The following is an 11,126-nucleotide window of genomic DNA, read 5'->3' as shown; positions in this document are numbered from 1 at the left end:
GGCGATCCCGACCGCGCCGCAGATGATCCCGGCCATGGCCTGCCCCGCGTTCGTGGCCTTGCCCCGGTGGGCCTTGCTCCGGCCGATTCCGCCGAAGATCAGGGCCAGCACCCCCAGCAGGATGGCCACCGGCCAGAGGCAGAAGACGGCGGCCGAGATGATGCCGAGCACGAGTCCGGTGACGCCCGGCCCGTTGCTCGGCATCGGTGCCGTGCCGGACCATCCGGCGTACCCCGGTGCCGGGGCGCCGCCGTACGGGGTGCCCGGATAGCCGTACGGGACCCGGCCCGGGCCCTCGGGGCCGATGGGCGGCGGCGGAACGGGCTCGCTCCCGGCCGGGGGTGCGAACGGGTTGGCCGCGGGGGTGGGGGCGGAGGGCGGCACCGGAGCGGACGGGCCCGCCCACGGCTGGGGCTGCGCGGGGGCGCCGCCCATCGCCGGGAAGGACGTCACCGTCTGCTGGTCGTGCACGGAAGGGGGCGGGGCGGAGGAGGGCACGGACGGCGCGGCAGGTCCAGCAGGGGCGGCAGGCCCGGAGGGCACGGACGGCGCGGCAGGTCCAGCAGGGGCGGCAGGCCCGGAGGGCACCGAAGGCACGGATGGCGCGGACCACGGCGGGGGGTCGCCGGCCACGACGGTCTCGCCCGGGCCGCCTGCTCCCCCGCCCTCGGAGCGCGGGCCGTCGGATCCGGGGCCCGGCGCCGCGGCACCGTCCGCGGGCGGCGGCCAGGTGCTCGAGGGCGACGTGTCGGTGGTCCGCACGTCCACCAGGGAACCGTCCTGCGCCGCCGCGTCCCGCGCACCGCCGTCGGCCGGTGCCGGCCACACGGCACCTGCATGCGTGTCACCGGACGGCGTGCCCCCCGTGGCCTGTTCCCGCGCCTGAGGCGTCTGCGCGTCGTCGCCCATGTTCTGGGCCCCCTCCGTCGGACGTCCCGCCATGCTACGGCCCGTGCCCGCACCGCGCGCGCCCGGCCTACGATGACCCGAACACCGATCAGCCGATCATCTGCGTGCCGCCCCAGCACGGCCGGGGGTACGCCGTTCCCGGGGAGGAACATTGACCGACCACCTGGACGCAGCCACCGCCGGGCCGGTCCGCGACCTGCACGCCTTCATCGCCGGACTGCCCAAGGCCGAACTGCATGTGCACCACGTCGGCTCCGCCTCCCCCCGTATCGTCTCGGAGCTGGCCGCCCGCCACCCCGACTCCAAGGTCCCCACCGACCCCCAGGCCCTGGCCGACTACTTCACCTTCACGGACTTCGCCCACTTCATCGAGGTGTACCTGTCCGTCGTCGATCTGATCCGCACCCCCGAGGACGTCCGGCTGCTGACCTACGAGGTGGCCCGTGAGCTGGCCCGGCAGCAGGTGCGGTACGCCGAGCTGACGATCACCCCGTTCTCCTCCACCCGCCGCGGGATCGACGAGCGTGCCTTCATGGACGCCATCGAGGACGCGCGCAAGGCGGCCGAGTCCGAGTTCGGCACGGTGCTGCGCTGGTGCTTCGACATCCCGGGCGAGGCCGGGCTGGAGTCCGCCGAGGAGACCGCGCGCCTGGCCACCGACGACCGGCTGCGCCCTGAGGGCCTGGTCTCCTTCGGCCTCGGCGGCCCGGAGATCGGCGTGCCCCGCCCCCAGTTCAAGCCGTACTTCGACCGTGCCATCGCCGCCGGACTGCACTCCGTACCGCACGCGGGCGAGACGACGGGGCCGGAGACCGTGTGGGACGCGCTCAACGAACTGGGCGCCGAGCGCATCGGGCACGGCACCAGCTCCGCGCGGGACCCCAAACTGCTCCAGCACCTGGCCGAGCAGCGCATCGCGCTGGAAGTGTGCCCCACCTCCAACATCGCCACCCGCGCGGTGAGAACGCTCGACGAGCACCCGATCAAGGAGTTCACCCGGGCCGGTGTCCTGGTGACGATCAACTCCGACGACCCGCCGATGTTCGGCACCGACCTCAACAACGAGTACGCGGTCGCCGCCCGGCTCCTCGGCCTCGACGAGCGGGGCCTGGCCGGTCTCGCGAAGAACGCGGTCGAGGCGTCGTTCCTGGACGCCGCCGGCAAGAAGCGGCTGGCCGCCGAGATCGACACCTACACCGCGTCCTGGCTCGCCCCCTGACCGCCCCGCGAAGGTCCGCCATGCACAACGTGACCGCCGTGGCCCACCGCGGCGACCCCTACCGCTTCCGCGAGAACACCCTCCCCTCGCTGCGGTCCGCGCTGCGGCGGGGCGCGGACGCGGTGGAGATCGACGTACGTCTCACCCGGGACGGCGTCCCGGTGCTGCTCCACGACGACACCCTGAAGCGGCTGTGGGAGCACGACCGCCCGCTGGCGTCGCTGTCGTGGGAGGAGGTGCGCGGGGTGACGGACGGCGGGGTGCCCACGCTCTCCGAGGCGCTGGCGGCGACGGACGGCAGCCGGGTGATGATCGACCTGCCCGGGACACCGGACGTGCGCGCCGCGCGCCGGGTCGTGGACGTCGTGCGCGAGAGCGGCGCCGAGGACCGCGTCTACTACTGCGCGGGCGCCCCCGCCATGCTCGCCGTGCGCGCGGCCGACCCGTCCGCCGAGATCGCGCTCACGCGGACCACGCTGGCCCCGCCGCGCGCCGGTCTCCTGGAGGCGATCCGGCCCCGCTGGCTGAACTACCGCTTCGGCCTGGTGGACCGGGCGCTCGCCGACCGCGTCCACCGCGGCGGCCATCTGCTCTCCGTGTGGACCCCGGACACCCGCCGTTCCATGCGCCGCCTGCTGGCGATGGGCGTCGACTCGATCACCACCAACCGCATCGACGTCCTGTGCGCCCTGCGCGACCGCCGGGCACGCTCCGGCGCCTCCTCCTCGCCCGGCCGGCGTCTCACTGCGGCACGGGAACGGGGCGGGCGCCGGCCTGCGGGCTGAGTGCCTCCAGCCGCTTGATCTTCCGGCGTACGACGTACAGCGGGAGGACGCCGAACACCCCGAACGCGATGTCGATGACGCTCCACCAGAACGGGATGCCGCGGATCGGGCCGCAGACGAGGGCGAGCGGGACGATGCCGGCGCAGGCGATCATGCCGAACTCGACGACCCAGATGTTGCGGACCGGGTCGCGGTAGGGGCCGTAGAGGGCGACCGCGATCACGAGATGGGCGAAGGCGAGCCAGTCGGTGCCGTAGAGGAGGAAGGGATAGTCGGCGTCGGCGGTGTCGAGCCCTTCCCGCACGCGCTCGATCCACTCCATGAGGGCGGGCAGGTGCTCCGGCACCGACAGCGCCCGCAGCAGGTCCTCGCTCCAGCGCAGCTCGTGCACCAGGGGGAAGGCCGTGGCTCCGCTGAGCACCAGGCAGACGATGAAGAACACCAGCCAGACACGGATGCCCCGGAGCAGGGCGGCTTCGTCGCTCATGGCGGCAGCGTACGCCGGAAGTTGAACATGTTCAAAAATGGTCCGGCGCCCGGACACACGCCGGCCCCGGACGGTGCACCACCGTCCGGGGGCCGACGCCGTGACGCCTACGCGTCCAGGGACGTCATCACGTGCTTGATGCGGGTGTAGTCCTCGAAGCCGTACGCCGAGAGGTCCTTGCCGTAGCCGGACTTCTTGAAGCCGCCGTGCGGCATCTCGGCGACCAGCGGGATGTGGGTGTTGATCCAGACGCACCCGAAGTCGAGCTTCTTGGACATCCGCATCGCACGCCCGTGGTCCTTGGTCCACACCGAGGAGGCCAGCGCGTACTCGACGCCGTTGGCGTACTCGACGGCCTGGTCCTCGTCCGTGAAGGACTGGACGGTGATGACCGGTCCGAAGACCTCCTTCTGGATGATCTCGTCGTCCTGCTTGAGACCGGAGACCACGGTCGGCGCGTAGAAGTAGCCCTTGTCGCCGACCCGCTTGCCGCCCGCCACCACGCGCGCGTGCGCGGGCAGCCGCTCGATGAAGCCCTCGACCTGCTTGAGCTGGTTGGGGTTGTTGAGCGGGCCGAAGAGAACGTCCTCGTCGTCGGGCATACCGGTCTTGGTGTCGCCGGCCGCCTTGGCGAGCGCCGCGACGAAGTCGTCGTGGATCGCCTCGTGGACGAGGACGCGCGTGGCGGCCGTGCAGTCCTGGCCGGCGTTGAAGAAGCCCGCCACCGAGATGTCCTCGACGGCCTTGGCGATGTCGGTGTCCTCGAAGACGACGACCGGGGCCTTGCCGCCCAGCTCCAGGTGGACCCGCTTGAGGTCCTTGGCCGCGGACTCGGCGACCGACATGCCGGCGCGCACCGAGCCGGTGATGGAGGCCATCGCCGGGGTGGGGTGCTCGACCATCAGACGGCCCGTGTCACGGTCGCCGCAGACGACGTTGAAGACACCCTTGGGCAGGACCGAGCCGAGGATCTCGGCGAGCAGGACCGTGGAGGCCGGGGTGGTGTCCGAGGGCTTGAGGACCACGGTGTTGCCCGCCGCGATGGCCGGGGCGAACTTCCACACGGCCATCATCATCGGGTAGTTCCAGGGGGCGACCTGCGCGCAGACGCCGACCGGCTCGCGGCGTACGAAGGAGGTCAGCCCCTCCATGTACTCGCCCGCGCCCTTGCCCTCGAGCATCCGCGCCGCGCCCGCGAAGAAGCGGATCTGGTCCACCATCGGCGGGATCTCCTCGGTGCGGGTCAGCCCGACGGGCTTGCCCGTGTTCTCCACCTCCGCCGCGATGAGTTCCTCGGCGCGCTCCTCGAAGGCGTCCGCGATCTTCAGCAGGGCCTTCTGCCGCTCCGCCGGGGTGGTGTCGCGCCAGCCGGGAAACGCCTCGGCGGCTGCCGCCATCGCGGCGTCCACATCCGCCGGCCCGGACAGCGGAGCGGTCGCGTACGCCTCGCCGGTCGCGGGGTTGACCACCTCGGTGGTCCGTCCGTCGGCGGCGTCCCGGAACTCCCCGCCGATGTAGTTGCGCAGACGACGCAGCTCGGTGCTCACTGCAGGCCCTCCTGGTGTTCCTTGTGGGTGTCCGAGGTGTCGGCTCGAAACTGTCGAGCTGTCCAAGCTCTGAGACACCCACCCTAGACCGACGGCTGACGTTTTCAACACCCCCGCCCACTCGGCATCTGCGAAATCCGCAGGACCAACCCCTGAAGACAACGGATTTCATCGATCGAACCTTGCAAAACTGTCGATACGTGGTGCAGAGTGGCCGCGTGGCCAGTCGAAGCGCAGACCCGAAGGACTCGCGCGAGTCCAGGAACGGCGGCGGTCCCCAGTTGGACGCCGTCTCTCTCGCCATCATCGAGCAGCTCCAGGAGGACGGCCGCCGGCCGTACGCCGCCATCGGCAAGGCCGTGGGCCTGTCGGAAGCGGCCGTGCGCCAGCGCGTCCAGAAGCTGCTGGACCAGGGCGTGATGCAGATCGTCGCCGTCACGGACCCGCTCACCGTGGGCTTCCGCCGGCAGGCGATGGTCGGGGTCAACGTCGAGGGCGACGTGGAGTCCGTGGCCGACGCGCTGGCCGCCATGGCCGAATGCGAGTACGTGGTGATGACCGCGGGCTCCTTCGACCTGATGGTCGAGATCGTCTGCGAGGACGACGACCACCTTCTGGAGGTCATCAACAAACGCATCCGGGCCGTTCCCGGAGTGCGCTCCACCGAGAGCTTCGTCTACCTCAAGCTCAAGAAGCAGACCTATATGTGGGGAACCCGATAATCGTGAGTACCGACAGCCCCAAGGACCTCAGCAAGTCCGCGTACGACCACCTGTGGATGCACTTCACCCGCATGTCGTCGTACGAGAACGCCCCCGTCCCCACCATCGTCCGGGGTGAGGGCACCCACATCTACGACGACAAGGGCAAGCGCTACCTCGACGGCCTCGCGGGCCTGTTCGTGGTGCAGGCGGGCCACGGCCGTCAGGAACTCGCGGAGACGGCCTCCAAGCAGGCTCAGGAGCTGGCCTTCTTCCCGGTGTGGTCCTACGCCCACCCCAAGGCCGTGGAGCTCGCGGAGCGGCTGGCGAACGAGGCCCCGGGCGACCTCAACAAGGTCTTCTTCACCACCGGCGGCGGTGAGGCGGTGGAGACCGCCTGGAAGCTCGCCAAGCAGTACTTCAAGCTCGTCGGCAAGCCGACCAAGTACAAGGTGATCTCCCGCGCGGTGGCCTACCACGGCACCCCGCAGGGCGCCCTGTCCATCACCGGACTGCCGGGGCTGAAGGCCCCGTTCGAGCCGCTGGTGCCGGGCGCGCACAAGGTGCCGAACACCAACATCTACCGTGCGCCGCTCTTCGGTGACGACCCGGAGGCGTTCGGCCGCTGGGCCGCCGACCAGATCGAGCAGCAGATCCTCTTCGAGGGCCCGGACACGGTCGCGGCCGTCTTCCTGGAGCCGGTGCAGAACGCCGGCGGCTGCTTCCCGCCCCCGCCCGGCTATTTCCAACGGGTGCGCGAGATCTGCGACCAGTACGACGTGCTGCTCGTCTCCGACGAGGTCATCTGCGCCTTCGGCCGCCTCGGCACGACATTCGCCTGCGACAAGTTCGGCTACGTCCCGGACATGATCACCTGCGCCAAGGGCATGACCTCGGGCTACTCCCCGATCGGGGCCTGCATCATCTCCGACCGCCTCGCCGAGCCGTTCTACAAGGGCGACAACACCTTCCTGCACGGCTACACCTTCGGCGGCCACCCGGTCTCCGCCGCGGTCGGCATCGCCAACCTCGACCTGTTCGAGCGCGAGGGCCTGAACCAGCACGTGCTGGACAACGAGGGTGCCTTCCGCGCCACCCTGGAGAAGCTGCACGACCTGCCGATCGTCGGCGACGTCCGCGGCAACGGGTTCTTCTACGGCATCGAACTGGTCAAGGACAAGAACACCAAGGAGTCCTTCGACGCCGACGAGACCGAGCGGGTCCTGTACGGCTTCCTGTCGAAGAAGCTCTTCGAGAACGGCCTGTACTGCCGTGCCGACGACCGCGGCGACCCGGTGATCCAGCTCGCGCCGCCGCTGATCTCCAACCAGGAGACCTTCGACGAGATCGAGCAGATCCTGCGCGCGACCCTCTCCGAGGCGTGGACCAAGCTGTAGTCCGTTACGCCATCCGAGGTTCCGATCTTCCTTCTGGATGATCAACACCAGCCCCGGAGCCGCCCGTTCGAGTGAGAAACGGCGGCCCGGGGCCGCGTGCTGTCCGGCCCGCCGCCATGGCCTGCCTAGCGTGCCCAGTGACCGATCGGCCGCGCCTTCGTTCCCCCGGACGGGGGACTTACCCGAATAGCGCACGGCATTTCCGATCCGAACCGAGGTGTACGCCATGGTGGCCCCACCGGACAACGACGTGCTCTGGGCGCGATCCCTGCACTTCCGGCATGACGACGGCTCACCCGGACTGAGCGGGGTCTCGCTCGGCGTCCGGGAGAGCGAGATCCTCGCCGTCGGCGGCCCGCGCGGCAGCGGCAAGACCACCCTGCTGCGCTGCCTGTCCGGCCTGCTGCCCGCGCGCAGCGGCGAGATCTGGTTCAACAGCGTGCCCGTGCACACCATGACCCGGGCGGCCCGCGAGCGGCTGCGCCGGGACCGCTTCGGCTGGGTCGACCCGGCCCCGGTGCTCGTCCCCGAGCTGAACGTCTGGGAGAACGCCGCCCTGCCGCTGATGCTGCGCGGCACCGGCCGGCGCCGCGCCAAGACGGCGGCCGTGGAGTGGCTGGAACGCCTCGACGTCGGTGACAAGGCTCGCAAGCACCCCGTCGAACTGACGCATGCGGAGCGGCAGCGGGTGTGCGTCGCCCGCGCCCTCACCCCGGCGCCCACGGTGGTGTTCGCCGACGAGCCGACCGCGCCCCTGCACGGCGTCGACCGTGCCCACGTCCTGCGCACACTCATCACCGCGGCGCGCTCGCACGGCATCACCGTCGTCCTCGCCACCCACGACACGCAGACCGCCGCGCTCGCCGACCGCACCGTGTCGCTGCTCGACGGGCGGCGCGTGCACACCCTCCACCTGCCGCCGGTCTCCGGGACGGCCGACACGGAAGGCCGAGCGGCGTGCTCGCTCTCCGTCTGAGCCTCGGCGCCCATCCGGCCGTCCAGCTGCGCCGGCTGCTGGTCGCGGCCGCGTCGGCGGGCACCGGCTTCCTGCTGCTGAGCGCCCTCGGCCATGCCCTGGGCAACCCGGACCCGTCCGTCTCGGCGCTCCGGCTGGCCTGGTGCGCGGCCCCGCTGGCCGCCACGGTGTACTTCGCGGTCGCGGTCGCCCGCACCGATCCGGCGACCCGGCCCCGGCCCGGTCTGTCGGCGATCGGCCTGGGTCCCGTCCGTCTGATGGTGATCTCCGCGACCACCACGGCCCTGTCCTGCCTGCTGGGCTCGGCGCTGGCCCTGCTGGTCTTCCTCCAGCTGCGCGGCGACCTCACCGGCATGCCCCTCGACGGCGCCGCGACGGACTTCCTCGCCGCCGGGCGGCCGCTTCCACTGCCGGCCGCGCTGACGCTGCTGGCCCTGGTGCCGCTGAGCGCGTCGGGGGCGGTGGCGGTGACGCTGCGGCCACGCGAGCCGGTTTCGGGCGCGCCCCGCGCGGCACGGACGTACGGCAGGTTCGGCGCGTACCGGCGTACGGCGGCACGCGAGTCGTTCGGGGCGTACGGACGCTTCGGCAGGCAGCTGGGCACTCCGGCACGCAGTCGGCGTACTGCCGGGGCGACGCCGGAGCAGCCGGAGCAGGAGGGCGCGGCGGAGGCCGCCGGGAGCTTCGCGGGGCCGGATGGCGAGTCCGCTGAGTCAGCCGAGTCCGCGCAGTCCGTTGAGTCCGCGGTGTCCGCCGAGGTGCCGCCCGCCGTTCCGCACGCACCGCCGTCCGGGCTGCCCTGGGGCATCGCGGTGCTGGCGGTCGGGCTGGCCGTGGAGGCCTTCGCGAGCCGTACGGGCGCGGGAGGCGGACCGGGCGACCGGCCGGCCGCGCTGCTCGGGCTGGCCCTGGCCTGCGTCGGGCTCGCGCTCGCCGGCCCGGGTCTCACCCATCTGTGCGGCCGGCTGCTCCAGACGATCCGCCCCGGCGCGCTGCGGCTGCTCGCCGGGCGGGTGCTGATGACGGAGGCCACGCGCATCGGCCGTCCGCTGGGCGTGGTCTGTGCGGTCATGTCGGCCGCGTACGCCATGGCCTCGCTGTACGACCGGGAGGACGCGTCCTCCGGTCCGCTCGTCGCGCTCGGGGTGCTGCTGGTGACGGGCTGCACGCTGGCGACCCTGCTCACGGCAGCGGTCGAGTCGAAGCAGGCCCGCTCCGACACCACCGCCGCGCTACGGCGCCTCGGTGCGCCCGCGACCACGCTGCGCCGGGCGGCCGTGCTCCGCGCGGGCACGCTGCTCGCCCTGTTCGGCCCGTTGTCGCTGGTCGTCGCCGAACTGTCGGCGTGGCCGCTGAACTGAAATCTGCGTGCACCGATGAGTTTCGCGCGGGCGGCCTGTCCACCCCTACGAACGCTACGGAACCGATTGGCGGAGGCCCCCGTTATGTACCAGCAGATGATCTTCGTGAACCTTCCCGTCAACGACCTCGACGCCTCGAAGAAGTTCTTCACGGAGCTGGGCTACTCGATCAACCCGCAGTTCAGCGACGAGACCGCCGCCTCGGTCGTGATCAGCGACACCATCGTGGCGATGCTGCTGACCCGGCAGAAGTACGCGGAGTTCACGAAGAAGGAGATCGTGGACGCGAGGAAGAGCAGCGAGGTGCTGATCGCGCTGAGCGCCGAGAGCCGCGAGAAGGTCGACGAGCTGGTGGACAAGGCCCTGGCGGCGGGCGGGACGGTCGCCGGCGAGACCCTGGACCACGGCCTCATGTACGGCCGCTCCTTCGACGACCTCGACGGCCACACCTGGGAGGTCGTGTGGATGGACCCGGCAGCCCTGGAGGGCTGAGCGACCTAGCATGGGCGGGTGCAGACCAGTCCCGCCCATGCCGTCCATCACGGGGACCGCGAGATCGAGACGCTCGAGGAGTTCGACGCGATCGTCTCCTCGCGCGGCACGCTCGCCGGGTTCCGTGTCCAGGCCGTCGATCTGACCGACCGGACCCGGGAGTTGCTCACCACCGACACCGCCGAGGCGGTGTTCCTCGGCTGCCGGATGCGTCCAGAGGCGGCGGAGAAACTCCGTGCCGACGGCGCCCTGGTCCTGCCGCCGGTCCCGGGCCTGCCCTTCGATCCCTATCGGGGGCATCTCTACACACCCGGTGACCTGTTCGCCTCGCTCGACAAGGGCTATGAGGCGACTCCGGACGCGCTGACCTACACCTGGTTCCAGCGGACCAAGGCGGACGGCGACATCTTCGCCTCCATGCTGCGCGCGGTCCACGACGACTCCATGTCCGACGCCCTCGACGAACTCCTGCGCGGGGCACGGGTCGTGGGGGTGATGGGCGGTCACGCGATGGCCCGCGGCACCGAGCAGTACCTGGGTGCCGCCCGGCTCGGACGGGCGCTGACCCACGCCGGTTTCACGGTGGCGACGGGCGGCGGCCCGGGCGCGATGGAGGCGGCGAACCTCGGCGCCTACGCGGCCCCCTACGACGAGGCAGTGCTGGACGAGGCCTGCCAACTGCTGGCGGCGGCACCCTCGTTCACGCCGTCGATCACCGACTGGGCGCGGGCCGCCTTCGAGGTGCGCACCCGCTGGCCGAAGGGCAACCACTCGGTCGGGATTCCCACCTGGTTCTACGGCCACGAGCCGCCCAACGCCTTCGCCTCCCACATCGCGAAGTACTTCGCCAACGCCACGCGCGAGGACGGACTGCTGGCCCGCTGCAACGCGGGCGTGGTCTTCCTGCCGGGCGCCGCCGGCACCGTCCAGGAGATCTTCGACAACGCGACGCCGAACTACTACGAGTCGCGCGGTGAACCCACGCCCATGGTGCTGGTGAACCGGGCGCACTGGACGGAGAAGCTGCCGGCCTGGCCGCTGCTGCGGTCGCTCGCCCGAGAGCGTTCGATGGACACGCGGATCACCCTGGTGGACCGGATCGAAGAGGCCCCGGAGGCGTTGAAACGTCTGGGCGGTTAATGAAAAGGCAAAGCCCGGGCCCGCGGTCGGCATATGCGTTGACACTACTTATGCGGCGCTTATAGACCTGGGAGCTACCTGGGAGTGCTGATGCTCCGTCAACACTCCCTCA

General features: G+C 71.3%; 11 protein-coding genes. 8 read left to right on the top strand and 3 right to left on the bottom strand.

The features are described from left to right. The coding region (locus AB0L56_RS13375; RefSeq protein ID WP_365422469.1) for a DUF4190 domain-containing protein at positions 1–471 on the bottom strand (471 nt) is incomplete at its 3' end. Positions 472–1,060: 589 nt separating this feature from the next. On the opposite strand from AB0L56_RS13375, the gene AB0L56_RS13370 reads away from it, so the two are divergent. Together AB0L56_RS13370 and AB0L56_RS13365 are read left to right on the top strand one after the other, a co-directional pair. Beyond that, entirely contained in the window at positions 1,061–2,128 is a 1,068-nt protein-coding gene (locus tag AB0L56_RS13370; protein WP_365422466.1) for an adenosine deaminase, read from the top strand. Positions 2,129–2,148: 20 nt separating this feature from the next. Continuing rightward, a complete protein-coding gene (locus tag AB0L56_RS13365) occupies positions 2,149–2,913 on the top strand; it encodes a glycerophosphodiester phosphodiesterase (protein WP_365422463.1) in 765 nt (254 codons plus the stop codon). Here AB0L56_RS13365 and AB0L56_RS13360 read toward each other — a convergent pair. After that, on the bottom strand, positions 2,870–3,400 hold the full coding sequence (locus tag AB0L56_RS13360; RefSeq protein WP_365422460.1) for a hypothetical protein: 531 nt from the start codon (positions 3,398–3,400) through the stop codon (positions 2,870–2,872). The two genes, AB0L56_RS13365 and AB0L56_RS13360, sit on opposite strands and share 44 nt — an antisense overlap. A 107-nt stretch (positions 3,401–3,507) precedes the next feature. Then, the gene (locus AB0L56_RS13355; protein ID WP_365422457.1) at positions 3,508–4,947 is read right to left on the bottom strand and encodes a gamma-aminobutyraldehyde dehydrogenase; all 1,440 of its coding nucleotides are present in this window, start codon (positions 4,945–4,947) and stop codon (positions 3,508–3,510) included. A 203-nt stretch (positions 4,948–5,150) separates the two neighbouring features. Here AB0L56_RS13355 and AB0L56_RS13350 point away from each other — a divergent pair, with 203 nt between their 5' ends. From AB0L56_RS13350 to AB0L56_RS13325, 6 genes are all read left to right on the top strand, one after another. Continuing rightward, the gene (locus AB0L56_RS13350) at positions 5,151–5,669 is read left to right on the top strand and encodes an Lrp/AsnC family transcriptional regulator (RefSeq protein ID WP_365422631.1); all 519 of its coding nucleotides are present in this window, start codon (positions 5,151–5,153) and stop codon (positions 5,667–5,669) included. A gap of 2 nt (positions 5,670–5,671) precedes the next feature. Beyond that, entirely contained in the window at positions 5,672–7,045 is a 1,374-nt protein-coding gene (locus AB0L56_RS13345; RefSeq protein WP_361024495.1) for an aspartate aminotransferase family protein, read from the top strand. Positions 7,046–7,271: 226 nt separating this feature from the next. After that, complete coding sequence (locus tag AB0L56_RS13340) at positions 7,272–8,021, top strand: ATP-binding cassette domain-containing protein (RefSeq protein WP_361024498.1); 750 nt, start codon at positions 7,272–7,274, stop codon at positions 8,019–8,021. Beyond that, positions 8,003–9,382: a hypothetical protein gene (locus AB0L56_RS13335; protein ID WP_365422453.1), complete on the top strand. Its 1,380-nt coding sequence runs from the start codon at positions 8,003–8,005 to the stop codon at positions 9,380–9,382. Before AB0L56_RS13340 ends, AB0L56_RS13335 begins: the two co-directional genes overlap by 19 nt. Before the next feature lie 84 nt (positions 9,383–9,466). Continuing rightward, positions 9,467–9,874, top strand: coding sequence for a VOC family protein (locus tag AB0L56_RS13330; RefSeq protein WP_361024504.1), 408 nt, complete (start codon positions 9,467–9,469; stop codon positions 9,872–9,874). An 18-nt stretch (positions 9,875–9,892) separates the two neighbouring features. Beyond that, positions 9,893–11,014 (top strand): Rossmann fold nucleotide-binding protein, encoded by a 1,122-nt coding sequence (locus tag AB0L56_RS13325; protein WP_361024507.1) that lies wholly within the window; start codon positions 9,893–9,895, stop codon positions 11,012–11,014. The last annotated feature ends 112 nt before the right edge of the window (positions 11,015–11,126 follow it).

The sequence above is a fragment of the Streptomyces sp. NPDC052079 genome, assembly GCF_040680275.1.
GTDB lineage: Bacteria > Actinomycetota > Actinomycetes > Streptomycetales > Streptomycetaceae > Streptomyces.
The sequence above is the reverse complement of the archived record's forward strand: the minus strand, read 5'-3'. Positions and strand labels throughout refer to the sequence as shown.

What these genes read in the sequence shown, in the direction of transcription:
- AB0L56_RS13360 (WP_365422460.1), bottom strand. Translation starts at nt 3,400, where the DNA reads ATGAGCGACGAAGCCGCCCTGCTCCGGGGCATCCGTGTCTGGCTGGTG.
- AB0L56_RS13330 (WP_361024504.1), top strand. Translation starts at nt 9,467, where the DNA reads ATGTACCAGCAGATGATCTTCGTGAACCTTCCCGTCAACGACCTCGAC.
- AB0L56_RS13365 (WP_365422463.1), top strand. Translation starts at nt 2,149, where the DNA reads ATGCACAACGTGACCGCCGTGGCCCACCGCGGCGACCCCTACCGCTTC.
- AB0L56_RS13340 (WP_361024498.1), top strand. Translation starts at nt 7,272, where the DNA reads ATGGTGGCCCCACCGGACAACGACGTGCTCTGGGCGCGATCCCTGCAC.